Source organism: Neorhizobium sp. BT27B (assembly GCF_050455485.1).
Taxonomy (GTDB): Bacteria; Pseudomonadota; Alphaproteobacteria; order Rhizobiales; family Rhizobiaceae; genus Neorhizobium.
Genome location: NZ_JBCIYT010000002.1, coordinates 204,944 through 229,178 on the forward strand (window position 1 = coordinate 204,944; position 24,235 = coordinate 229,178).

The window sequence follows — 24,235 nt, forward strand, 5'->3', positions numbered from 1 at the left end:
GATCGCATGGCCGGCTTGGCCGTATGCTGTGGCTACGACACGCGCCAGCCATGCGACCATCCAACTCCGTTTGAGCCAACAGAACCGATTCCATTTAACAATGAACCGCTCTAATTACTCGTGTCGAGTTTCTGCTGCGCCTTCATGCGGGCGCGCGCCGTTTCCACGATTGAGCGACTTTCCCGTGCCGTCGCGGTTTCGATGGCAAAACCTTCGCCGGGTGCGATGCCGGGATCTTCCTCGTGATCCTTGAAGGTCGCATCCTCGGTCAGGCGGTGCAGCAGCGCTTTTGTTGTTTCCTCGCCGCCCATCATGGCGGCCAGCCAGGTGATCATCAATTCGCGGTGGGCGTTGAGCCGGCCTTCCAGTTCTTCGGATGAGAGTGCGGGCATGGCAGTCCTCCTGTGGCTGTGGTTTGTCACATCGGCACATAGAGGAGAGGGCGGGCGAGGGAAGCCTCGTCGGCTTTTTGCCGTATTTCGATTTCCGGACGGAACGAAATGCCGCGCTGCATCATTACTGGGCCGAACCTTAGGGTCAAAACTCAATCAGGATAGCGGTTCTGTTGGCGATGATGGGATTGAATGGAAGCAAACAAGCGCAAGACAAGACCTCTTGGTCTTGTCGAGCATTGTTTGCGATCAGTCGGCCCATCATCGCCAATCCTTCGGACAAGCCGTATTTTGTGCCTGCGGGCGTCGGAAAGGTTTGAAAATGATGAGCATTTCCTGCACCTCTCCTTCTACTCAGGCACAAAATACGGCTTGCATAACCGCTATCCTGATTGAGTTTTGACCCTAACCCCTCACTTGAACCCAGAGTGGCGCGGCATGGATATGACAGTGAAAAATTTCGAGATCACAGCAGGATCGTGGACACAGCTTGGCGCCAATTTCGATGGTGAGGGTACCAATTTCGCGATCTTTTCCGCGCATGCCGAACGTGTCGAACTTTGTCTGTTCGACAATAGCGGCTCCGTCGAGATCGCCCGGCTGACACTGCCGGAATATACCAACGAGATCTTTCACGGTTATATCCCCGGCCTCAAGCCCGGCCAGCTTTATGCCTACCGCGTGCATGGCAAATTCGAACCGGAAGCCGGCCATCGCTTCAATGCCAACAAGCTGCTGATCGATCCTTACGCCCGCGAACTGGTGGGCGAGTTCAAGTGGAACGAGGCGCATTTCGCCTATGACCTGCTTGCCGAAGACAAGGATCTGACCTTCAACGAGCTGGACAGCGCGCCCTACACGCCGAAATGCCGGGTCATCGACCCCTACGGCTTTGATTGGGGCAAGGATGCTTCGCCCAACATCTCATGGCCGGCGACCATCGTCTATGAGACGCATGTGAAGGGTTTTACGCAGCTCAACAAGGCGATCCCTGAAAATCTGCGCGGCACATTCGAGGGCATGGGCCACAAGGCGACGGTGGATTACATCAAGAGCCTCGGCATCACTTCCGTCGAACTGATGCCGATCCACGAATTCCCGCAGGACCAGCATCTGCTGGACAAGGGCCTCAACAATTTCTGGGGTTACAATTCGATCGGCTTTTTCGCGCCGGCCTCGCGCTATTATGGGCCGAACGGCATTGCCGGTTTCCGCGACATGGTGCGGTCCTTCCACGATGCCGGCATCGAGGTCATTCTCGACGTGGTCTATAACCACACGGCCGAAGGCAACGAGCTTGGGCCGACCTTGTCCTTCAAGGGCATCGACAACTTTTCCTATTACCGCACCCTGCCGGACCAGCATCGCTATTACATCAACGATACCGGCACCGGAAACACGGTGAACACTTCGCATCCGCGCGTGCTGCAGATGGTGATGGATAGTCTTCGTTACTGGACCGAACACATGCATGTGGACGGTTTCCGCTTCGATCTTGGCACCATTCTCGGCCGCGAGCCGGAAGGCTTTGACGAACGCGGTGGTTTCTTCGATGCCGTCACGCAGGACCCGATCCTGTCGAAGACAAAACTGATCGGCGAGCCATGGGATATCGGTCCGGGCGGTTATCAGGTCGGTGGTTTTCCGCCGGGCTGGGCCGAATGGAACGACAAATATCGCGATACGGTGCGCGAATACTGGAAGGGCGACAACGTGGCGACCGATTTCGCCGCCCGTCTTCTCGGCTCCGGCGATCTTTACGACCAGCGCGGCCGTCGCCCGTGGTCGAGCGTCAATTTCGTTACCGCCCATGACGGGTTCACCTTGAACGATCTCGTTTCCTACAACGAGAAGCACAACGAGGCGAATGGCGAAGACAATAACGACGGCCATAACGACAACCGTTCCTATAATTACGGTGAGGAAGGTCCGACCGACGACGAGGGCATCAATGCGGTGCGCGAGCGCCAGAAGCGCAATTTTCTCGCCACGCTGCTGTTTTCGCACGGCACGCCGATGCTGCTGGCCGGCGACGAATTCGGCCGCAGCCAGATGGGCAATAATAACGGCTATTGCCAGGACAGCGACATTTCATGGGTCCACTGGGAGGACCTGCCGGAGAGCTGCGAGGAGCTGCGCGAGTTTACGCGCCAGATCATCGCTCTCCGGCAGACTCAGCCATTGCTCAGACGCGAAAACTGGCGCGACGGGCTGGATGTGAAATGGTTCAACGCTGGCGGTGGTTTCCAGACCCCGGAACAGTGGGAGGAAGGCTCGACGATTGGCCTTTATCTCGGCCGTGGCGACCTGAAGGAGGAAGAGGGCATCTGGCACGATGTGCTTTTGCTGTTCAATCCGTTCGAAGGCACGGTGCCGTTCCGCATCCCGCAGTTCGGCGAGGGCGGCTGGGTGCTGGAACTGAGCACGGCGGATCTTTCACTGCATGGTCAGGTGATCACCAAGGAAAAGGACTTTGAACTGGAAGGCCGCAGCCTGGTTCTGTTCCGCCGGCCTTAAACCTTTCCGCGACGTCATGCTCGGGCCTGTCCCGAGCATCTGCTACGTTCAATTCGTGACCGTGTGATCAGATCCTCGGGTGAAGGCCCGAGGATGACGTTGCGCGTGGGCTTGCCCTGTCCACCTTATTTTGCGATCACCTCTCGGTAGGACTTCCGCGAAGGAGACGCGTCATACCGACCGGCAAAGACAAGCAGAAATCCGTGTTCTTTCGTTGGGCGTGTCGACCACTGCCGCTATCTTGGAAAATTACGGCTGCGTTCTGGGTGGCGATTGCCGTGCTGATGCTGTCGGGGATCGTGGCGCAGCAGATGGAATGGTACGGGCTTTCCAGCCGGCTGTTCGCCTATATGGCGCTGTGTGCGGTGGGTTATGTGATCAGCTGGCTCTGCCTTGCCTATGTCAATATGCGGCACATGGGGCGGCGGCTGAAGGTGAGCCGGGACCAAGACCAGCCATGACGCTTTTTCTGCGCAGTTATCTGATTACGCTTGGCCTGATTTTTGCGAGTGGCGGGGTCGGTGCGGTGCTTCTCGACTGGAGCGAAAAACTGTCGCTCGGATGGTTCGGCGGCATCATCGCCGTCGCTATTGCCGTTCTGGGTTTTGCATTGCTGCTCGTCGGCATGTTTGGCAGCCCCGTTCGCGTCGATGTGTGGGCCGACCGTGCCTCCATTCATGAGGGCAGCATTCTTGTCGCCGTCATTGCCCTGCCGCTGTTTCTGCTCATGCGGCTTTTCATTCATGCGAACAACCGTCCATCGCCAAGCCTGCCGATCACCGAAATCCGTGGCAAGCGCGCCGCACGCCGGCAAAAACGCCGTCAGTAGACCTGACGGCGGGCGTTTTCGTCCGTGACGGCCGCGCCGCGCACGAGGCTGTTGTAGACGTTGGCATATTGGTCGGCGCTGCGTTCCCACGAAAATTTGGTCTTCATGCCCTGGTTCTGCAGGCGCGCCCAGCTGCGCGGATCGGCATAGGCATCGAGCGTGCGGCGCAAGGCAAGACGCAGGCCGTCGGTATTGACCGGGTGGAACTGAAAACCGGTGGCGACGCGGGCGGAAATCGCCGCATCATTGGCGTCGATGATGGTTTCCGACAGGCCGCCGGTGCGTGAGACGACAGGCACGCAGCCATAACGCAGCGCATAAAGCTGGGTGAGGCCGCAAGGCTCAAAACGCGATGGCTGCACGATGGCATCCGAGCCGGCATGGATGAGATGCGCGGTCGGTTCACCATAACCGATATGCACGGCCATGCGGCCGGGGAAGCGGGCGGCGGTTTCCAGCAGTTTCTGCTCGATATCATGGTCGCCCTGACCGAAAACGATGATGCGGCCACCCTTGAAGATCACTTCGTCGGCGGTGTCGGCAAACATGTCCATGCCCTTTTGCCAGGTCAGACGGCTGACGGCGGAAAAGATCGGGCCATCGCCACGGTCGAGACCAAAGTGGTCGAGCAGGGCGTTGCGGTTGGCGCGTTTGCGGCGCAGGCTGGTCGTGTCGTAATTCTGCGGAATATGTTCGTCGGTGGCCGGGTCCCAGATATCCATGTCGATGCCGTTGACGATACCGCGCAGAACCGTGACGCGTTCATTCAGCACGCCATCGAGACCCATGCCGAAGCGCGGTGTCAGGATTTCGCGGGCATAGGTGGGGCTGACGGTGATGATGGCATCGGCGGTCTGCAGGCCACCCTTGAGGGTGCTGATATCGCCAAAATATTCGAGGCAATCCATCGACATCGTGCTCGCCGGCAGGCCCATCAGGGGCAGCAGGCTCGCGGCATACTGGCCCTGGAAAGCGAGGTTATGGATGGTGAGCACGACCGGTGTCGTACAGCCTTTTTCACGCATGTAGACGGAGGTCAGTGCGGACTGCCAGTCGTGGGTGTGCACGAGGTCGGGCAGCCAGCCGGGCAATAGGCCATTGGCGATTTCGGCGCCGGCCAGCGAAAGGGCGGCAAAGCGTTTCCAGTTGTCCGGGTGGTCGTTGCCGTGCTGATCGACATAGGGGCCGCCGGGGCGGTCATAGAGCGTGGGGATATCGAGCACGAACAGATCGAGATCGCCGACCTTGCCATGCAGCAGCGAAGCGCGCTCGCCAAGCAGGTCTTCGAACACGAGTAGCGGCACGTGGCTACCAATTTCACGCATCACAGCCGGATAACCGGGCACAAGCGTCGTGGTCTGGATGCCGGAAGACAGCAATGCCTTGGGCAGCGATCCCGTCACATCCGCCAACCCGCCCGTCTTGATCAGCGGGAAGACCTCGGATGTCACTGAAAGCACGCGCATGGATTGCATTTCCCCCTGACGAAACAGTTGGCCGCCATCGCGGCCCATATTCTTGCGCGCAATCACGGCGCTGCGTGTCGGATCACGCATGCCGGTCTGTTCGAAGGTTACAGGTGCATTCATCATCGTGCCTGCCTCCCATATGCCTGCCGCGGGCACTTCTCGCAGTCTTGCCTGATGCCTGAATGGAGGTCGGCGTCCTCGGTCGCCTCAAATCTCCATGCAAAAGGTAAACGAAACCATCGCTTCACAATATAACTCGTCGATTACAGACAAAAGAATGCGTTTGCCGCGGAGATGTCCACGGCAGCGCCAATGCATATGAAAAGCCGAAACGGGTTAATCCGCGGCGAGCTTTTTTGATCTCGTTTTTGCTGCCGGTTTTGCCTCGGCGGCAATCGCCTTGGTCTTGGCAGGTTTGGCAGTTTTTGTCGCTGGCTTCACCGGTGCCGGCGTGGCGTCAGCTGTTTTTGCGTCTGCCGACTTTGCCGGTGCAGCCTTTGCCGCTTTCGGCTTGGCCGTTTTGGCGACAGCTTCAGGCTTTTTTGTTGCCGGCTTCTCAGTTGCGGCACCGTTTGCCTTGGGTTTCTTGCCTTTCGGCAGACCCTTGGTCACACCAAGCGGTGCAAACAGCTGGTATTCCTGCCGCGCCCTTTCCCAGTGTTCGTTATCCTTGCCTGTCGGATAGCCTTCCTCTTCCCACAACGTGTAGGCACGCTTACTGATCCACTCGTGTTCGGATTCCGCCATGATTACGTCTCCGTTCGCCCGGTTGTCACAACAGATGACACGCGCAAAAGTTCCGTTACGCAAGGCAAATTTTTGTGCGGTGCTTCTTTTTTTGCAGGAACCTTTTTGACAGTTCCTCGTTCGGGTGCCGGGAGGAAACAAACCATGCAGAACTACTTCGATATCTTGCCCCACTCGACGGGGTGGATCTATGTGATCAACGGCATGCCGTCAGCGTCTTTTCCAAGCTATACTCTGGCCCTGAAAGCCGCACATCTGCATGCCGAACGTGAACGCAACAGCCTGCAAAAGCCGGTTTTCCGCCGCCAGGAACTGGATGGCGGCATGGCGCCCTGCGATCAAAATGTGACAACGCCTTATCCGCAGATACGCTCCTGAAAAGACAGCCGGATGATACGGCAAGGCCCGCCATTGGCGGGCCTCTTCTTGTTGCATTGCAACTGGTTCACGCTGCCTTTTTTGCAGCGGAATTGACGGCCGTCGTGGCAAGCGTCGTCAGTGCCTCGTCGGTCTTGCTTTCTTCCGCAAGCGTTTGCTCCAGAAGCGTCACGGCCTCCTTCAAGCCCAGCTGTTTTGCCCAGGCACGCAGCGTGCCGTAACGGCTGATCTCGTAATGCTCAACGGCCTGTGCCGCGGCAAGAAGCCCTGCATCGAGCGCCGGCGTGCCCTTGAATTCTTCAAGGATTTCTTCGCCTTCGGAGAGGATGCCTTCGATCGCATCACAGGTCTTGCCCTGCGCGCGCTTGCCGATGATTTCGAAAACCTGCTTCAGGCGATCGATCTGACCTTCGGTTTCCTCCTTGTGGGTCAGAAATGCCTGCTTGAGTTTCGGGTCCTGCGCCCCACGCGCCATTTTCGGCAGCGCCTTCACGATCTGCCGCTCGGCGTAATAGATGTCCTTGAGAGTTTCGTAAAACAGGTCTTCCAGCGTCTTCGTTGCCATAACGGGCGTCCTCCTGATTTGCGGATGATATTTTGGGATTGTCGCGTTTCATCGACGAGGAGCTAACCGACAATGTGTCGAATTGTTCCCGCATGTCTGCAACTGTAAAATCGGAAAATATCTGGCGCCGACCGCAGGAGGCAGCCGGATTGGGCAACTGTAAATACTGAAGGAGTAGGTGTTGCCTTAAATGGCGTAAAGTCAGGTCTTGTCGGCCAGCTTGTCGTGAAGTGCCTCTTGCAGATCCTGCGCAAGCTTGAGCAGGCGATCCGGCACTGCTTCCTTCTCGATCTCGCTCAGGATAATGGCGACTTCCTGCGATACCCGGCTGCCAAGCTTTGTGGGTTCATCGGGAACAAGCGTGCTGTCTTTCGTCATTCTTGCCTCTGCCGCATGGCTTTACTGGACCGCCAACGGTCTCGTTGCCCCCAGCATTCGATTTTATCTGCCCATGCTTAATTATTCGAAAGCGCATAATGGCGACCCAAGTCAATGCTCGGTGTGTGCATTGCACCCTTGCCACGGTGTCGGTGGACGATTCATCGGATGGCTGATGCGCGAATGCGACAGCGCCGGCTTGTTCGGAACCAAATGGACAGAGCAGACGTTTGCACCCGTCATTACCATCCGCAGATTTTGAAAGAGGTGCGCCCCGGTGTCTGAATCACAGTTGAGTCGTGATCCTGCACGCGCAGATATCGTCCGGCTGATCCCCGCACTCAGGGCCTTTGCCCGCACCTTTTGCCGCAATTCCAGCGATGCCGACGATCTCGTTCAGGAGACGTTGATGAAGGCACTCGGCAATCTCGACAAATTCGAGCCGGGCACGAAGCTGAAATCATGGCTGTTCACGATCATGCGCAACACTTTCTACACGCGCGCCAAGGTGTTGGGTCGCGAAGCGCCGGGCATCGAGGAAAATGTTTCGGGTGATACGCCGATCGCCGCCTCGCAGGAGGTGGCGGCGCGCGCCAAGGAGGTGCAGCGGGCGCTGGCAAAACTGCCGCCGCATTACCGCGAAGTGCTGACGCTGGTGGCGATCCTGGGCGAAAGCTACGAATCCGCTGCGGAAATCTGCGATTGCGCCGTCGGCACCGTCAAGAGCCGCCTCAACCGGGCGCGGCATCAGATCCTGATCGAGCTTGGCGAAGGTAACGAAAACGGGACGACACACGTCTGACGCAGGCATCGTCTGGTAAAACAGGGAGAGACACCATGAAAAGCATCGCCATTTTTGCAGCCGTCGCGCTGGCCTCGAGTGCGACCTTTGCCGTCGCGGCCGATCAGGTGGCACCCGTGACCGCCACAGGAACGGCGAAGTTCGTCGGCGCAAAAGGTGAGGATGCCGGCAAGGCTGATCTGAGCACGACGCCAGCGGGCGTTCTGATCAATGTCGAGATCAAGGGGCTGCCGGCCTCGCAATGGGTTGCCTTCCATGTGCATCAGACCGGCAGTTGTGATGCCGCCTCCCACCACGAATCCGCCGGTGGTCACTTCAATCCGGATGGCAAGGAACACGGTTATCAGGCCGCCAACGGCCCGCATGCCGGTGACATGCCCAACCAGTATGTCGGCGCCGGTGGCGTGCTCAGGGCGCAGGTGATCAATGATGCGGTGACGCTCGACAAGGGTGAAACGGGCATCGTCGGCCGCGCCCTGATGGTTCATGCCAAGCCGGATGATTACAAGACCCAGCCTTCCGGTGCGGCCGGCGATAGGCTGGCCTGCGCCGTCATCGAATAATTTTCACAGTTCGCCAGCTTGACGGGCGGAGCAAACGCGCAATTTGCAGAACAAGACACCGCTTATCCAGCCGGAGGCCGACATGGCGATCACCATTACCGCGATCCTTTTCACTCTGATCGGGATCGCGCTGGCCGCGGGTGGCGGTCACCTTCTGATGATCGGCGGCAGCGCCTATTATCTGATTACCGGCATCGGTTTCGTGCTCACCGCCATCCTGCTGTTCATGCGCCGTCCGCTGGCGTTGTCGCTTTATGCGGTGATCGTCATCGGCTCGCTTGTCTGGGCCGTCTGGGAAGTCGGTCTCGACTGGTGGCAGCTTGGGCCGCGCGGTGGTGTCATCATCGTGCTCGGCATCTGGTTGCTGACGCCGTGGATCCGCCGGCCGCTCGGGTTTTCCAGCCCGACCACCGGTTTCCGTTACGGCGCCGATGTGCGACCGCTCGCCGTCTCCGTCTGCATTGCGGTTCTGGTGGCGCTGGTATCGATGTTATTCGATCCGCATGACCAGTCCGGCGACCTGCCGGAAGAGGTGGTGGCGGCAGCGCCCAACCTCGGCGGCAACGTGCCGCCGGCCGACTGGCATCAATATGGCCGCACGCCCTATGGCCAGCGTTATTCGCCGCTCGACCAGATCAACAGGGAAAACGTCGCCAAGCTAACCGAAGTCTGGCGTTTCCAGACTGGTGACGTGAAACTGCCGGACGATGTCGGCGAGACCACCTATCAGGTGACGCCGCTCAAGGTCGGCAACACGCTGTTTCTCTGCACGCCGCACAATTGGGCGATCGCGCTGGATGCGACCACCGGCAAGCAGATCTGGAAATTCGATCCCAATGTCGGCCTCAATCCCGACCGTCAGCACCAGACCTGCCGCGGCGTCAGCTATTATTCCGATACGGCTGCGGCCGCCGGTACGCCATGCGCTGCCCGCGTCTACCTGCCAACATCCGATGCGCGCCTGATTGCGCTCGATGCCGGTACGGGCCAGATCTGCGAGAGCTTTGCCGATAAGGGTACGTTGCATCTGGAAGCCGGCATGCCGTTCAACCCGGCCGGTTATTATTACTCGACCTCGCCGCCCGCCATTGCCGGCAACAAGATCATCGTCGGCGGGGCGGTGAACGACAATTATTCGACGCAGGAACAGTCCGGCGTCATTCGCGCCTTCGACGTCAATTCCGGGCAGCTGATCTGGAATTGGGACAGTGGCAACCCGACGCAGACGACGCCGCTGCCGGAAGGGCAGAAATACACGGTGAATTCGCCCAACAGCTGGTCGGTCTTCAGTGTCGATGAGGCACTCGGTCTCGTCTATATCCCGCTCGGCAATCAGGTGCCGGACCAGCTTGGCATCGGTCGCAGCGAAAACGTCGAAAAATACTCGTCGTCGATCGTCGCGCTCGATCTCAACACCGGTGCCGACCGCTGGGTCAAACAGTTCGTGCATCATGACCTTTGGGATATGGACGTGCCGGCCCAGCCGACGCTGATCGATATCAAGAAACCCGACAACAGCACCGTTCCGGCGTTGGTTGGCCCGACCAAGCAGGGCGATATCTACGTGCTCGACCGCCGCACCGGCGAGCCGATCATTCCGATCACGGAAGAACCTGCACCGACAGGCGCGATTGCCGGTGACTTCACCGCGCCGACGCAGCCGACCTCGGGCCTCAGCTTCAAGCCGCCGAAACTGGAAGAGCGCAACATGTGGGGTGTGACCATGTTCGACCAGATGGTCTGCCGCATCCGTTATCACTCGCTGCGCTACGATGGCCGGTACACGCCGCCGTCACTGGAGGGCTCGATCGTCTATCCCGGCAATTTTGGCACGTTCAACTGGGGTGGCGTCGCGGTCGATCCTGAACGGCAGGTGATGTTCGGAATGCCGACCTATCTGGCCTTTACCTCGCAGCTCGTGCCGCGCGACCAGGTGCCGCCGAAGGGACAGGATGAAAAGGGCAGCGAACAGGGCCTCAACCGCAATGACGGCGCGCCTTACGGCGTCAAGATGGGGCCGTTCCTCGGGCCGCTGCAGGTTCCCTGCCAGGCGCCGCCATGGGGTTATGTCACCGGCGTCGATCTGCGCACCGGCGAAACCGCCTACAAGCACAAGAACGGCACCGTTTACGACATGACGCCGCTGCCGCTGCCCTTCAAGATCGGCGTGCCCGGCATTGGCGGGCCGATGATCACCAAGGGCGGTGTCGCTTTCCTCGGTGCAGCTGTCGATGATTACTTGCGCGCCTATGATCTCACCAATGGCCAGCAATTGTGGGAAGCCCGTCTTCCGGCGGGTGGTCAGGCGACACCGATGAGTTATGCGGTGGAGGATGGCCGTCAGTTCGTGGTGATGGTGGCGGGCGGACATGGGTCTGTCGGCACCAAGCCGGGGGATTATGTGATTGCCTATGCGCTGCCGCGGTAAGAGGCACACTTGAACGAAAAAAGCCGGGACGTTTTCGCCCCGGCTTTTTAATGGAAACATTTGTCGATTAATGCAGAAAACCACCACTGCGGATAAAATTGCGCACCTGACTGACGCCATCCACACAGGCGGCAATCTCGGTGGCGCGGGCAATCTCGCCGTCATCCAGAACCGTGCCGGTGAGGGTGATTTCCGATCCGTCCGCTACCACGGTCACATCGCTGGCATCGACGCCGAAACTGGTGGCGAGTGCCTCGGCGACGCGGGTTTCAAGTTCGGCGACGGGCGGATTTTCCACCTCGATCGTCGGTTCCTTGTCGTAAAACATCGGCGGTTTGAACACCATGATCGGTCCTCCTTCGGTTGTCCTGCAGGATCAACGCGAGGGAGGGCGGTTTGGTTCAATGGATGGCCGTGCCGACGATCTCTTTCAGCTGCGCCTGTGTAAACGGTTTTGCCAGACGCGGAAGCTGCTGATCGTTGCCGGCCGGCAGTTCGGCGTAGCCGGTCGCCAAGACCACCGGCAGGGTGGGGCGCAGTCTTGCGATTTCCAGCGCCAGCTCTGAGCCGGTCATCTGCGGCATGGAATGGTCGGTGATGACAAGGTCGATCGCTTCGCCGCTGTTGACGACGGACAGCGCATCGGCGGCGTTATAGGCCTCGATGACGGTGTGGCCGAGATCTTCCAGCATCAGCGTCGTGTTCATCAGCACAAGCGCATCGTCATCGACCGCGAGGATGGTGAGCGGGCGGGTGTTCTGTTCGGGCAAAAGCAGCGGGAGTTCCGGCTCGATGATAGCGTCGTCATCTCCGGTAATCGGCAGGTTGAGAAAAATCGTCGTGCCTTTGCCGCGCGCGCTTTCGATACTGAGCGCGCCGCCGGACTGTTCGATCAGGCCCTGCACCATGGAAAGGCCGAGCCCGGTGCCGCGGCCAACACCCTTGGTGGTGAAAAAGGGCGTCGTTGCGTGCTCCAATGTTTCCGCGTCCATGCCTTCGCCATCGTCTTTCACGCTGATGCACAGATAGCGGCCCGGCTTGAGGCGGGCGTCCGTTTCGACGATTTCTCGCGCTGCCGCTGAGATCGTGATGTTGCCGCCATGCGGCATGGCATCGCGTGCATTGACGATGAGGTTCAAAAGCGCGGTTTCCAGCTGGTTCGGGTCGGTCAAAACCAATGGCAGATCGTCGGGAAAATCGGTTTCGATGGACAGTGTCTGGCTGAGCGAGCTTTTGAGAAAATCGCGCATGCCGAAGACGAGTTTCGGTACGTCGACGGGCAGGACGTTGAGTTCCTGCCGGCGCGAAAAGGCCAGCATGCGCTGTGTCAGTGCCGCGCCGCGTTCGGCGCCACGAATGGCGTTGTCGATCAACGGCATAAGCGACGGGTCTTCCGGCAAGCGCTTGCGCAGCATTTCCAGGCTGCCCATGATCGCCATCAGCAGATTGTTGAAATCGTGGGCGACACCGCCGGTCAGCTGGCCGATCGCTTCCATCTTCTGTGCCTGGAACAGTTCCTCGCGGGCTTTGGCCAGAGCCTTCTGCGCTTCCATGCGTTCGCTGTTGTCGCGGGTGATCTTTGCAAAGCCGACGACATGGCCGGCATCATCATGAATGGCGTCGATGACGACATGCGCCCAGAAGCGGCTGCCGTTGCTGCGCACCCGCCAGCTTTCCTTTTCGAAACGCCCTTCGCGGCGGGCGATGGTCAGTGCGCGCTGCGGTTCACCGCGGCCACGCTCCTCCTCGGTATAGAAGAGTGAGAAATGTTGTCCGATGATCTCGTCGGCGCCATAACCCTTGATGCGTTCGGCACCGGAATTCCAGGTGGAAACGTGACCATCCGCATCCAGCATGTAGATGGCGTAGTCGGTGATGGAATCCAGAAGCGTCTGGTAGAGCCCCTCGCTCGTCAGCATTGGCGGATGGCCTTTGGCCAGGTTCATGGTCGTCCCGTCGCTCCCTCAGAGTCTCACAAGAATACTCTAATACGGAATTGGTTCCGAAACCGATAATCCTTCGGAAAGGGTTGCCGAGCGATTGACAAACACCCATTGTCGAATTACGACTGACGAAAATTAAAATTCGTCAGTCGTAACGGAGCAGACATGAGCGACAGCCTTCAGGCCAGTCATGCCGCCGCCAGCGCCCAAGCAGGAGATGTGCGGTCGGAAAATATCGCGCGTATTCTGGACACTGCCGAACGCCTGTTCCGGCACTACGGTTACACCAAGACCAATGTGGCCGACATTGCCAAGGAACTCGGCATGTCGCCCGCAAACATATACCGGTTCTTCGCCTCCAAGGCGGAGATCCATCAGGCATTGGCGCGCCGCATGCTGGCCGCCAGCTATGATCTGGCAGTCGCCAATGCCCACAGCGGCAAGACTTTTGCCGACGGTCTGCGTGCCTATGCGCTTGGCCAGCATCGGATGACGCTTGAAACCATGCTGCATGAGAATAAGGTGCACGAAATGGTTGTGATTGCCATGGAGCAGCAGTGGCAGGTCATCGAAGAGCATATAGAGCGGATCCGCATTCTTGTCGCGGAACTGATTGATCAGGGCATCAAGGCCGGCGAGTTCCGCCAGCAGAATGTCGAAATCGCATCGGATTGTTTCATGCAGGCGACGGTGGCGCTGTGCCATCCTCAGATCATTGCAGACTGCCTTGCTGACAGCCGGCTGGCAACGCCGGAAGATCTCGTTGAATTCGCTATCAGGGCGCTCCGCTGATCCCCATAGGGGCAAGCAGGTGCGTCAGGTTTCAATCGCATGGGAGTGCGGTCATGTCGTCGTTTTCGAAATTGTCCATCGGCCTTGTTCTGGCCTCCACGCTCACCATTCTCGCCGGTTGTTCGGAAGAGAAAAAGCCGGAAACGGCCGAGGTCCTGCGACCGGTAAAGGTTGCCGAAATCGGTGCTGCCGATGAAGGACGCGCACTCGTCTATTCCGGCTCCGTCCGGGCACGAAAACAGATGGATCTGGGTTTTCGCGTCGCTGGAAAAATCACCGAGAGGCTGGTTGATGTCGGCGAGCGGGTAACGCCCGGCACGGTTCTTGCCCGTCTTGATGCCGTGGATCTGCAACTGGCCGTCCGCCGTGCCGAGGCCGATCTGGCATCCGCCGAAAAGCAGGTGGAAATTTCGACGCTTGCCCGCCGCCGCGCCGAAAACCTTGCTTCCAAGAACATCGCACCGCAGGCCGAGCTGGAGCAGAGCGTGCTTGCCGCCGATCAGGCGCTGTCGGCCCGTCAGTCGGCCGTCTCTGCGCTGGAGCAGGCGCGCAACCAGGTTGCCTATGCGCAACTCAAATCCGACGTGAACGGTATCGTTACCGGCGTCAGCGCCGAGGCTGGCCAGGTGGTTGCTGCCGGTACGACGGTGATTTCCGTTGCAGTCGATGGCGAGAAGGAAGTCGAGATCGCGGTGCCGGAAAACGACATCGCCCAGTTCCGCCCCGGCAAGACGGTTTCGGCGACGTTCTGGTCCTATCGCGACCTGACGCTGGAAGGCAAAGTCCGGGAAGTGTCCGGCAGTGCCAACACCCAGTCGCGCACATTCATGGTCCGTGTCAGCCTGCCGGATGATGAACAGTTGCGGCTCGGCATGACCGGCATGATCACGGCGCGCACCGATGGTGCGGTTGCCGCCTATTCCGTGCCGCTTGCCGCCGTCACCCAGAAGGACGGCAAGTCGATCGTCTGGATCGTCGACAAGGCCAAGGGTACCGTGCATGCGAGGCCCGTTACCGTTGCCGGTTTTTCCGATGACGGCGTGCGGATCGCCGATGGGGTCAAGCCCGGTGAAACGGTCGTCGCCGCGGGAACGCAGTTCATGGCGGAAGACATGAAGGTGCGAGTGCCGGGCGCTGCCACGGCAGAAGCGGAAGGCAACACCCAGACGGCGCCCCACAGCGCTGATCGCTCGTAACGGCGCCGGATAGAGGGAAAAGAGATCATGTCGTCCTCCGATCACACACCTTCCGGCCCCGAAAAGACGCCGGAAAAGCAACCTTTCAACCTTTCGCGCTGGGCGATTGCCCATCCGAGCATCGGCCGGTTCCTGTTCGGCCTGATCATCGTCATCGGTGCGCTCGGCATCATGAACATGGGCCAGAAGGAAGATCCCGATTTCACCTTCCGCGTCATGGTGGTGCAGGCCGTCTGGCCGGGCGCCTCGCTTCAGGAAATGCAGGATCAGGTCGCCAACAAGATCGAGCGCAAGCTGCAGGAAACCCCGCATCTCGACTGGGTGAAATCCTATTCGCGCGCCGGCAGCACGATCATCACCCTGCAGATCAAGGGCGATACCAATGCCGCCGAGGTGGCCGATGCCTTCTATCAGGTGCGCAAGAAGGTCGGTGACATTACCGACCTGCCGAGTGGCCTGCTCGGGCCTTATTTCAACGACGAATTCGGCGATACCTATATCACCCTGCATGCCATCAGCGGTGAAGGCTACAGCTATCCGGAGCTGAAGAAATACGCCATCCAGGCGCGCGACATGCTGATCGCCACACCCGGCGTCGAAAAGGCCGTCATCCTCGGTGACCAGGCGGAAAAGATCTATATCGACATCTCGTCCAAGGTTCTGGCCGAGCACAATCTAACCTTCACAGACCTCCAGAACGCCCTTGCTGGGCAGAACACCGTCGATCCGGCCGGAAATGTTGAGACCTCCAGTCGTTCCGTCCGGATCGCGGTGGAGGGCGGCGTCACGACGCCGGAAGATGTGCGCGAGCTGCGGCTGCGTACCGGCTCGGACGTGATCCGTCTCGGCGATATCGCTACCGTGTCCTCAGGGCTTGTCGAACCCTATGAGCGCAAGTATCGCTTCAACGGGCATGACGGCGTGCAGGTCGGTGTCGTGATGGCGCCCGGCTTCAAGGTGACCGATGTCGGCACCTCGGTCGAGGCGACCTATGAGCGCTTCATCGCCTCCATGCCGGTCGGCGTGTCCGTCGATCAGGTTTCCAATCAGCCGGAAGTGGTGACCGAAGCTGTCGGCGAGTTCACGCAGGCGCTGATGGAAGCGCTGGTGATCGTGCTGGCCATCTCGCTGATCTCGATCGGCTGGCGCTCGGGCATCATCATCGCCATCGCCATTCCGCTGGTTCTCGCCGCCACGCTCGGCATCATGTACACGCTCGGCATCGAATTGCAGCGCATCTCGCTCGGCGCGCTGATCATTGCGCTCGGCCTGCTGGTGGATGATGCGATGATCGTCGTGGAGATGATGGAGCGAAAACTGGAAGAGGGGCTGCCAAAACTCGAGGCTGCCACCTTCGCCTACTCCTCCACCGCATTCCCGATGCTGACGGGCACGCTGATCACCGTTGCGGGCTTCATTCCGGTCGGTTTCGCGGATTCGACCGCCGGCGAATATGTGCGCTCGCTGTTTTATGTCGTGGGCATCGCGCTGGTGGTTTCGTGGTTCGTCGCCGTCTATTTCACGCCATGGATTGGCTATATGCTGCTGAAACAGCGTGCGCATGCGGGCACCCATCACGATGCCTATGACACGCGTTTCTACCGCGGCCTGCGCCACTCGGTCGGCTGGGCGGTCAAGCACCGGGTGATCGTGCTGCTTCTGACGCTCGGCGTGTTTGCCGGCAGCCTGTGGTCGTTCCAGTTCATTCCGCAAAGCTTCTTCCCGCAATCGTCGCGGCCGGAAATTCTGGTCGATATGTGGCTGCCGGAAGGCACCTCGATCGAAGAAACGGAACGTCAGGCCAAGGCGCTGGAAGACCGCATCCTGCCGGATCCCGACAAGAGTTTTGTCGCCACCTATATCGGCGAGGGCGCGCCACGCTTCTTCCTGCCGCTCGACCAGCAGCTTCGCAACCCCAACTATGCGCAGCTGCTCGTCATGGCCAAGGATGTGGAATCCCGCGAACGGATGATCGAAAAACTGCGCAAGACGCTGGCGGAAGATTTCCCGACGGTACGCGGCAAGGTCGATCGCCTGTTCCTCGGCCCTCCGGTCGGCTGGGCAGTGCAGATGCGCGTGCTTGGACCCGATCGTGACGAAGTGCGCCGCATTGCCGATCAGGTGAAGGAACGTTTCCACCAGAACCCGGTTCTCGGCGCGGTGCATGACGACTGGCTGGAAAAAGTGCCGGCGATGAAGCTTGTCATCGATCAGGACCGTGCCCGTGCGCTCGGCGTCTCTTCGCAGCGTGTGCGCCAGATGCTCTATGCCGCCACGACCGGTGCGCCGCTGGGTGATTTCCGCGATGGCGAGGAAACGGTCTCGATCGTTGCCCGCGAACCGGCGGAAACCCGCAAACTGCTGTCGGCGGTGGAAAGCGTCTATATTCCGACCGATAGCGGCGCCTTCGTGCCGGTGTCGCAGATCGCCCGCGTCGAGCCGGTGCTGGAAAACGGCATCGAGTGGCGCCGCGACCGCCTGCCGACCATCACCATCAAGGCGACCGTGCCGGATAGCGTGGAGCCGACCGATCTTTCGGCAAAACTCTACAATCAGCTGGGTGATATCCGCGCGCAACTGCCGGCCGGCTATAGGCTGGAAATCCAGGGCGGCGCGGAAGATGCGGCCGAAAGCCAGCAGTCGATTGCCGCCAAGGCGCCGGTCATGCTGCTTGTGATCGTGGCGCTGCTGATGATCCAGTTGCAGCACTTTGGCAAATCGATGCTGGTGCTTGCCACCGGTCCGCTCGGCATCATCGGCGCTGCAGCCGCACTTCTGATCAGCGGCGCGCCATTCGGCTTCGTGGCGATCCTCGGGGTCATCGCGCTGCTCGGCATCATCATCCGCAACTCGATCATCCTGATCGACCAGATCGACCAGGATATCGCGGCGGGGATGCATAAAGCCGAAGCGATCGTCGGGGCCGCCGTGCGGCGTTTCCGGCCGATCATGCTGACTGCCATGACCGCCGTGCTGGCGCTGATCCCGATCTCTTGGGGTCTGTTCTGGGGGCCGCTCGCCTATGCGATGATGGGCGGCATTCTGGTGGCCACGGTGCTGACCATCTTCGTGCTGCCGGCCGGTTATGCGCTGTTCTTCGGTCGCGAGCCGAAAGAGACGGAAAAGCCTTCGGACCAGCAGAACGAGCCGCAACAGCTCGACCTGCCGATGGCGGCGGAATAATCAAATGCGAGGCCCGTTCCGCGATGTTGGAACGGGCCTCGCCAATTGGGCTTACCTTTGGTGGAAAATTCTCCCTCGCCCATGCGCGTGAGTGGTGGATTTCTCGCGCGGCCTCATGTCGCCGCATATGTTTGCGTCAATCGCAAATTCCACCGGAGACTTTTGATGAAGCGCCTTCTGATCCTCGGCACCGCCCTGGCAGCCCTTTTCGTGCAGCCCGCCTTCGCGCAGGAGCAGAAACTGCTCAACGCCTCCTATGACGTTGCCCGCGAACTGTTCGTTGCCGTCAACGAGGCCTTTGTGAAGGGCCATCCGGGTGTGACCATCGACCAGTCGCATGCCGGCACGTCGAAGCAGGCGCGCTCGATCGTTGAGGGTCTGGAAGCCGACGTGGTCACCTTCAACCAGTCGACCGATATCGATTTCCTCGCCAAGAACGGTTTTGTTTCGAAGGAGTGGACCAAGGCATTCCCGAACGAGGCCTCGCCCTTCTATTCCTTCCCGGCCTTCCTGGTGCGCGCCGGCAATCCGAAAAACATCAAGGGCTGGGCCGATCTGGCGCGTGACGACGTTCACGCCGTCTTCCCGAACCCGAAGACCTCCGGCAATGCACGCTACACCTATCTCGCCGCCACCGCATGGGCGAAGGAAGAGTACAAGGACGACGCCGAGAAGGTCGAAGCCTATATCACCAAGATCTTTGACAACGTTCCGGTGTTCGACACCGGCGGTCGCGCCGCCACCACCACATTCGTCGAGCGTGGCCAGGGCGACGTGCTGATCACGTTCGAGGCGGAAACCCGCGGCATCGAAAAGCAGTTCGGCAAGGACAAGGTCGAAAGCGTCATCCCGTCCGTCAGCCTGCTGGCTGAATTCCCGGTCGCCGTGGTCGACAAGGTTGCCAAGAAGCACGGCACCGAAGCGCTGGCAAAAACCTATCTCGACTTCCTCTATACCGAAGAGGGCCAGAAGATCGCCGCAGAGTTCGGCCACCGCGTCCATAACGAAAAGGTTGCGGCCGAGTTCAAGGATCAGTTCCCGGAAATTCGTCTCGTCAAGGTCGATGACGTGTTTGGCGGCTGGGAGAAGATCCAGAAGGAACACTTTGCGTCTGGCGGCACGCTCGACAAGCTCTACGGCAGCCGGTAACTCTTTCCCAGCATTGAGCCTGACCACATACTCTTCCTTCATGCTCGGGCCTGTCCCGAGCATCTGCTGAGCCAAATGGAGGCCACGGTAGATCCTCGGCACAAGGCCGAGGATGACGGCAAGCAAGAGGCCGGCTCCATCACTCCTCTCACCGGCGGATTTCCCATCCGCCGGCTTTTGCCAATTAAGGAACCGAGTGCGTGAGACGTCGCAATGTCCTGCCCGGCCTGCCACTATCGCTGGGCGTGACCCTGTTTTATGTCGGCCTGATCGTCGTGCTGCCGCTGGTGGCGCTGGTTTTCAAGGCGGCAAGCCTCGGGCCTGCGGATTACTGGCAGATCGTCTCGTCGCCGCGCGCCGTGGCGAGCTATCGCGTCACAGTGCTGTCAGCGCTGGGTGCCACCATCTTCAACCTGTTTTTCGGGCTGTCGCTCGCCTGGGTGATCACCCGTTACCGTTTTCCCGGCCGGCGTATCGTCGATGCCGTGGTCGATCTGCCATTCGCGCTGCCGACGGCGGTGGCCGGTATCGCGCTGACGGCGCTGTTTGCCAATAACGGCTGGTTCGGTTCGGTGCTCGAAAGCTGGGGCATCAAGGTTGCCTATACGCCTTTGGGCATCATGATCGCCATGTGCTTTACCTCGCTGCCCTTCATCGTGCGCACCGTGCAGCCGGTGCTGGAGGATCTCGATCCGGCGCTGGAAGAGGCGGCGCAATCGCTCGGCGGTTCCGACTGGACGATCTTTCGAAAAGTCATCCTGCCACTTTTGACCCCGGCACTTCTCGCCGGTGTATCGCTCTCCTTCGCGCGTTGCCTCGGCGAATTCGGCGCGATCATTTTTATCGCCGGCAACCAGCCGATGTCGACGGAAATCACCGCATTGCTGATCTTCATCCGGCTGGAGGAATATGATTATCAGGCGGCGGCCGCGATCGCCTCGGTGCTGCTGCTCACCGCCTTCTTCATGCTCGGCATCACCAACTGGCTGCAGGCGCGGGCGCTGCGTTACACGGTGAAGGGATAGGTCATGAGCACGCTTCCTACCCGAAAGAAGCCGCCGCGTGTCGGCGACAATCCCATTTTTCGCCGCACGCTGATCGGTATCGTGCTCGTTCTCGTCGCCTTCGTTATTGTCGCGCCGCTGATCATCATCGGCGTCGAGGCATTTTCGAAAGGGTGGGTGGTTTACCGCGATACGATCATCCATCCCGATACGCTGCATGCCATCGGCCTGACGGTGCTGGCGGCGCTGATCGCCGTGCCGGTGAATACTGCCTTCGGCATTGCCGCGGCCTGGGCGATCACAAAGTTCGATTTCTGGGGCAAACGCTTTCTGCTGGTCGTGATCGAGATCCCGTTCTCGGTGTCGCCCATTGTTGCCGGTGTCGCCTATCTGTTCGTCTACGGGCTGCAGGGCCTGTTTGGTCCGTTGCTGGATGCGTATGACATCAAGATCCTGTTCGCCGTGCCCGGCATCATCATCGCCTCGATGTTCGTGACTGCACCTTTCGTGGCGCGCGAACTGATCCCGCTGATGCAGGCGCAGGGGCGTGATCTCGAGGAGGCGGCCACCTCGCTCGGGGCATCCGGTTTCCGCACTTTTCTTTCGGTGACGCTGCCCAATGTCAAATGGGCGCTGCTGTACGGCGTCATTCTCTGCAATGCGCGTGTGATGGGCGAGTTCGGGGCGGTTTCGGTCGTTTCCGGCAATATTCGGGGCCAGACCAACACGCTGCCTCTGCATATCGAACTGCTCTACCACGATTATCAGGCGGCGGGTGCTTTCGCCTCCGCCTCCATCCTGGCGACCATCGCCGTCTTCACCATCATCGCCAAGGTCCTGCTCGAAAGACAGGGCGCCGGCCGCGTCCGCAAAACCGCCAACCCGGCAGAGAAAATCGCATGAAGATCCGCCTGGAAAATGTCGTCAAAACCTTTGAGAACTTTCGCGCCGTGAAGGATGTGTCGCTGGATATCGAGAGTGGCGAACTGGTGGCGCTGCTCGGCCCCTCCGGCTCGGGCAAGACCACGATCCTGCGCATGGTGGCGGGACTGGAATATGCCGATGGCGGCCATATCCATTTCGGCGATCAGGATGCCACCGACATTCCGGTGCGCGACCGTGGCGTCGGTTTCGTGTTCCAGCACTACGCGCTGTTTCCGCATATGACGGTGGCCAACAATATCGCTTTCGGCATGAAGGTTTCGAAGGTGAAGCGCGACAGGGCAGCCATTGAGGCCCGCGTCACCGATCTGCTGCGACTGGTGCGCCTCGAAGGTCTCGGCGATCGTTTTCCGGCACAGATTTCCGGCGGCCAGCGGCAGCGCGTGGCTCTTGCCCGTGCCCTTGCCGTCGATCCAAAGGTGTTGCTGCTCGATGAACCTTTTGGCGCGCTCGATTTCAATGTGCGCCGCGACCTGCGCCGCTGGCTGCGCGAAATCCACTCGGAACTGGGGATCACCACGCTGTTCGTTACCCACGATCAGGAAGAGGCGCTCGATCTTGCCGACCGGGTGGTGATCCTGAAGGATGGCCAGATCGTGCAGCAGGGCACGCCGCAGGAGGTCTGCCGCGATCCGCAATCGGCCTTCGTGATGAAGTTTCTGGGGGATGCCAATGTGATTGCGGCAGAGGTGCGCGACGGGCGTGCCCATGTCGGTGATATTTCGGTAGAGGCGCCCGGCGTGGTGGACGGCAAGGCCGAGCTTTACGCGCGCCCCGCCGATCTCGACTGGTCGGCTGAGGGGCCGGGTATCGCCGCGACGATTTCGCGCGTGCTCGACCGCCCGGATGGGCGGCGGGTGCTGGCGGTGACAGCAGCCGGCGAACAGTTGGAATTCAATGTCGAGCCGGAACGGGTGGTGACGGCGGGTGAGGGTGGTTTTGTGACGCTGCGGCGGGCGAAGGTGTTTGCTGTTTAGGAAAGACCGACCCCAATCCCGTTGGCTGATTTCGAAGATGGTGGTAATAATTCGCACCATCTTGAGAAGGCAGACGATGTCCAAGGTCGAGAAAGTCAGCATTTCCATGACTCCGCAACATGCCGAGCTTTTGCGCGATGCGGTGCAAAGCGGCGCCTATGCGAGCGGAAGCGAAGTGGTGCGTGAGGCCCTGCGCGACTGGTCGGCAAAATGGATCGAAAAGCGCGAGACCACGGCCAGACTGCAGGCCCTGTGGGAAGAAGGCAAGAACAGCGGCCCGGCCGTCGAACTTGATCTCGACGCCGCGCTGGATGAAGCTCGTGAGGAACTGGCTGCGGCGATCCATGGCCGTTAAGCTGGTGTGGACCCCGAAGGCTCGGGCCGACGTCAAGCAGATCTACGTCGATATCGGCAGGCACCAGCCCGATAGCGCTGAACGCTACTTTGCCAATTTGCGGCACAAGGCACAGATGTTGACCGAGCATCCTCGCCTGGGCACGCGCCAGCCGTCGATTTTTCGAACGGCGCGAATGATTGTCGAAGCGCCTTATATCATTCTCTACGAGACCCGGCCCGATACCGATGATGGTGATGTCCATACGGTGGAAATCGTGCGGGTCGTGGATGGCCGGCGCGACCTTTCCACCCTGTTCAAGTGATGCTGCCTACAGGTTCTGGATTCACCCCAAAATCTCGAACGCCCCTTCCGCCAGTACCTCACCATTGACGATCAGTTCCACCGCATGTCGGCCGGGGTAATGCACGCGCGTGGTGAAATCTCGGATGGCGCGGCTGATGGAAAGGTCGATACCGGCACCAGCATGCAGCGTGATCTCCTTCCATTTGAACACCTTTTTCGAGGTGCCGCTTGCTTTCTTCACGTAATGCACCGCGTAATCGACCACGAGCTTTTGTGATGCCTCCGACGTCGAAACGAGATGTGTGGAAATCTTCACCGCGCCGCCGAGTTTCAGAGATGACGGTGTCACCGAGAAATTGTCGACCACCACCTCGGCCTTGTGGCCGGCACCCAGAACATGCAGGGCGCGGGCATCTCCCTTCTTGATCAGCGTGCGCAGGGCCTGCCGGATGATCCAATTGCTGTGCACATTCGTCTGGTCCCAGCCGGCAATCTTTTGCAGCACCCAATCCGGGTGGTCCTTGGTGATGTCGTTCAGATGGTTGGCGACGGATTTGCGGACATAGAGCGCCGGGTCGCTTTTCAGGTTTTCAAGGATGTTTGATACCGGTGCGGGATCGGCGATCAGTTCCTTGAGCTGAAACGACCATGGCAGGCGCGGGCGGCAGCCTTCCGAGGCGAGGCGGCGGACATGCTCGTTGTCATCCTTTGACCAGCCTTCCATGACTTTCAGCGTGCGAAAAAAATCCTTTTGCAGGAAGTGGCGGATGGCGAATTCCGACGAGCCGAACTGCGTGAAGAACGCGAGCGCCTGCATGGAGAGGTCGAAATGATCGTGACCGTAAAGCGCCACATATTCCGGCGGCGTGATCGAGGCAAAGCCGTGGTTGATGCGTGGCGCCAGTGCCCGCAGGATCTCGATATTCTTTTCGTAAGGGCCGGGCAGGGTGGCGTGAAAGGACACGGCGATCTGCCGCAGGCGCTGCATAATGCTGAGACCGTCCAGCCCTTCGGATGCCAGCGCCAGAAACCGTTCGCGGTCGAAGCCCGGATGGATGGCGGCTGTCTCGTTGGCAAAATGCTGCAACCGGTCGCGGTTGAAGATTTCCTTGAGGAGTGGGGCGGGTTCGGGCGAGGTGTCAGTCATCAAGGTGTCCGCAGGTTATGGCAAGGGGCGTTATCCATCTCTCCTCCGTCATCCTAGGGCTTGTCCCTAGGATCCAACCACGTCTGACAATGAAGCTCGGCAGACCCTCGGGACAGGCCCGAGGGTGACGTCGAGAGTGAGGAGAGGCTGTTGTCACCAACTCGCCAATGTTCACTCTTTGTTTTCGTATGCCA

The 24,235-nt window shown here is 59.9% G+C and carries 24 protein-coding genes; 16 read left to right on the plus strand and 8 right to left on the minus strand.

Features of this window, described 5'->3' with window-relative positions:
- Positions 1-110 precede the first annotated feature (110 nt).
- Positions 111-392, minus strand: a complete 282-nt coding sequence (locus tag AAIH70_RS06425) for a hypothetical protein (protein WP_132271368.1) — start codon at positions 390-392, stop codon at positions 111-113.
- A gap of 444 nt (positions 393-836) precedes the next feature.
- Between AAIH70_RS06425 and glgX the strand changes: the two genes are divergently transcribed.
- The 3 genes from glgX (at position 837) to AAIH70_RS06440 (ending at position 3,738) form a co-directional block, all read left to right on the plus strand.
- Positions 837-2,909, plus strand: coding sequence for a glycogen debranching protein GlgX (glgX, locus tag AAIH70_RS06430; protein ID WP_132272514.1), 2,073 nt, complete (start codon positions 837-839; stop codon positions 2,907-2,909).
- Between the two features lie 203 nt (positions 2,910-3,112).
- Entirely contained in the window at positions 3,113-3,370 is a 258-nt protein-coding gene (locus AAIH70_RS06435; RefSeq protein WP_132271369.1) for a hypothetical protein, read from the plus strand.
- A complete protein-coding gene (locus AAIH70_RS06440; protein WP_132271370.1) occupies positions 3,367-3,738 on the plus strand; it encodes a hypothetical protein in 372 nt (123 codons plus the stop codon). The genes AAIH70_RS06435 and AAIH70_RS06440 overlap by 4 nt, the downstream gene beginning before the upstream one ends.
- Here AAIH70_RS06440 and glgA read toward each other — a convergent pair.
- Together glgA and AAIH70_RS06450 are read right to left on the minus strand one after the other, a co-directional pair.
- A complete protein-coding gene (gene glgA / locus AAIH70_RS06445) occupies positions 3,732-5,204 on the minus strand; it encodes a glycogen synthase GlgA (protein ID WP_132272515.1) in 1,473 nt (490 codons plus the stop codon). The genes AAIH70_RS06440 and glgA overlap by 7 nt on opposite strands.
- Positions 5,205-5,543: 339 nt before the next feature.
- Positions 5,544-5,954, minus strand: coding sequence for a DUF2934 domain-containing protein (locus AAIH70_RS06450; RefSeq protein ID WP_132271371.1), 411 nt, complete (start codon positions 5,952-5,954; stop codon positions 5,544-5,546).
- Between AAIH70_RS06450 and AAIH70_RS06455 the strand changes: the two genes are divergently transcribed.
- Positions 5,937-6,332, plus strand: a complete 396-nt coding sequence (locus AAIH70_RS06455; protein ID WP_132271372.1) for a hypothetical protein — start codon at positions 5,937-5,939, stop codon at positions 6,330-6,332. The genes AAIH70_RS06450 and AAIH70_RS06455 overlap by 18 nt on opposite strands.
- 67 nt (positions 6,333-6,399) lie before the next feature.
- Here AAIH70_RS06455 and AAIH70_RS06460 read toward each other — a convergent pair whose 3' ends face one another.
- The gene (locus tag AAIH70_RS06460) at positions 6,400-6,897 is read right to left on the minus strand and encodes a ferritin-like domain-containing protein (RefSeq protein WP_132271373.1); all 498 of its coding nucleotides are present in this window, start codon (positions 6,895-6,897) and stop codon (positions 6,400-6,402) included.
- A 201-nt stretch (positions 6,898-7,098) separates the two neighbouring features.
- Positions 7,099-7,275 (minus strand): hypothetical protein, encoded by a 177-nt coding sequence (locus AAIH70_RS06465; protein ID WP_430033636.1) that lies wholly within the window; start codon positions 7,273-7,275, stop codon positions 7,099-7,101.
- 277 nt (positions 7,276-7,552) lie between these two features.
- On the opposite strand from AAIH70_RS06465, the gene AAIH70_RS06470 reads away from it, so the two are divergent.
- The 3 genes from AAIH70_RS06470 to AAIH70_RS06480 all read left to right on the plus strand — a co-directional run bounded on the left by AAIH70_RS06470 (position 7,553) and on the right by AAIH70_RS06480 (position 11,068).
- Positions 7,553-8,077 (plus strand): sigma-70 family RNA polymerase sigma factor, encoded by a 525-nt coding sequence (locus AAIH70_RS06470; RefSeq protein ID WP_132271374.1) that lies wholly within the window; start codon positions 7,553-7,555, stop codon positions 8,075-8,077.
- 35 nt (positions 8,078-8,112) lie between these two features.
- Positions 8,113-8,640: a superoxide dismutase family protein gene (locus AAIH70_RS06475; protein WP_132271375.1), complete on the plus strand. Its 528-nt coding sequence runs from the start codon at positions 8,113-8,115 to the stop codon at positions 8,638-8,640.
- Between the two features lie 82 nt (positions 8,641-8,722).
- Positions 8,723-11,068 carry a glucose/quinate/shikimate family membrane-bound PQQ-dependent dehydrogenase gene (locus AAIH70_RS06480; protein WP_430033639.1) on the plus strand — a complete coding sequence of 782 codons (2,346 nt, stop codon included), beginning with the start codon at positions 8,723-8,725 and terminating at the stop codon, positions 11,066-11,068.
- 67 nt (positions 11,069-11,135) lie between these two features.
- On the opposite strand, the gene AAIH70_RS06485 is transcribed toward AAIH70_RS06480, so the two are convergent.
- On the minus strand, positions 11,136-11,414 hold the full coding sequence (locus AAIH70_RS06485; protein ID WP_132271377.1) for a BON domain-containing protein: 279 nt from the start codon (positions 11,412-11,414) through the stop codon (positions 11,136-11,138).
- A gap of 55 nt (positions 11,415-11,469) precedes the next feature.
- Complete coding sequence (locus tag AAIH70_RS06490) at positions 11,470-13,014, minus strand: PAS domain-containing sensor histidine kinase (protein WP_132271378.1); 1,545 nt, start codon at positions 13,012-13,014, stop codon at positions 11,470-11,472.
- 162 nt (positions 13,015-13,176) lie between these two features.
- Between AAIH70_RS06490 and AAIH70_RS06495 the strand changes: the two genes are divergently transcribed.
- The 9 genes from AAIH70_RS06495 (at position 13,177) to AAIH70_RS06535 (ending at position 22,913) form a co-directional block, all read left to right on the plus strand.
- A complete protein-coding gene (locus AAIH70_RS06495; protein WP_132271379.1) occupies positions 13,177-13,803 on the plus strand; it encodes a TetR/AcrR family transcriptional regulator in 627 nt (208 codons plus the stop codon).
- A 53-nt stretch (positions 13,804-13,856) separates the two neighbouring features.
- Positions 13,857-14,999 carry an efflux RND transporter periplasmic adaptor subunit gene (locus tag AAIH70_RS06500; RefSeq protein WP_430033642.1) on the plus strand — a complete coding sequence of 381 codons (1,143 nt, stop codon included), beginning with the start codon at positions 13,857-13,859 and terminating at the stop codon, positions 14,997-14,999.
- A 27-nt stretch (positions 15,000-15,026) separates the two neighbouring features.
- A complete protein-coding gene (locus AAIH70_RS06505) occupies positions 15,027-18,182 on the plus strand; it encodes an efflux RND transporter permease subunit (RefSeq protein ID WP_132271381.1) in 3,156 nt (1,051 codons plus the stop codon).
- Positions 18,183-18,347: 165 nt separating this feature from the next.
- Positions 18,348-19,331 carry a thiosulfate ABC transporter substrate-binding protein CysP gene (cysP, locus tag AAIH70_RS06510; RefSeq protein WP_132271382.1) on the plus strand — a complete coding sequence of 328 codons (984 nt, stop codon included), beginning with the start codon at positions 18,348-18,350 and terminating at the stop codon, positions 19,329-19,331.
- Positions 19,332-19,531: 200 nt separating this feature from the next.
- Positions 19,532-20,356: a sulfate ABC transporter permease subunit CysT gene (gene cysT, locus AAIH70_RS06515; RefSeq protein ID WP_132271383.1), complete on the plus strand. Its 825-nt coding sequence runs from the start codon at positions 19,532-19,534 to the stop codon at positions 20,354-20,356.
- Between the two features lie 3 nt (positions 20,357-20,359).
- Positions 20,360-21,238 carry a sulfate ABC transporter permease subunit CysW gene (cysW, locus tag AAIH70_RS06520; protein ID WP_132271384.1) on the plus strand — a complete coding sequence of 293 codons (879 nt, stop codon included), beginning with the start codon at positions 20,360-20,362 and terminating at the stop codon, positions 21,236-21,238.
- Positions 21,235-22,254, plus strand: coding sequence for a sulfate/molybdate ABC transporter ATP-binding protein (locus AAIH70_RS06525; RefSeq protein WP_430033645.1), 1,020 nt, complete (start codon positions 21,235-21,237; stop codon positions 22,252-22,254). The genes cysW and AAIH70_RS06525 overlap by 4 nt, the downstream gene beginning before the upstream one ends.
- Before the next feature lie 76 nt (positions 22,255-22,330).
- On the plus strand, positions 22,331-22,609 hold the full coding sequence (locus tag AAIH70_RS06530; protein WP_132271386.1) for a type II toxin-antitoxin system ParD family antitoxin: 279 nt from the start codon (positions 22,331-22,333) through the stop codon (positions 22,607-22,609).
- Positions 22,599-22,913: a type II toxin-antitoxin system RelE/ParE family toxin gene (locus tag AAIH70_RS06535; RefSeq protein WP_132271387.1), complete on the plus strand. Its 315-nt coding sequence runs from the start codon at positions 22,599-22,601 to the stop codon at positions 22,911-22,913. The genes AAIH70_RS06530 and AAIH70_RS06535 overlap by 11 nt, the downstream gene beginning before the upstream one ends.
- 21 nt (positions 22,914-22,934) lie before the next feature.
- Here the strand turns inward: AAIH70_RS06535 and AAIH70_RS06540 are convergent, their stop codons facing one another.
- Positions 22,935-24,041, minus strand: coding sequence for a DNA alkylation repair protein (locus AAIH70_RS06540; RefSeq protein WP_132271388.1), 1,107 nt, complete (start codon positions 24,039-24,041; stop codon positions 22,935-22,937).
- Positions 24,042-24,235: the final 194 nt, after the last annotated feature.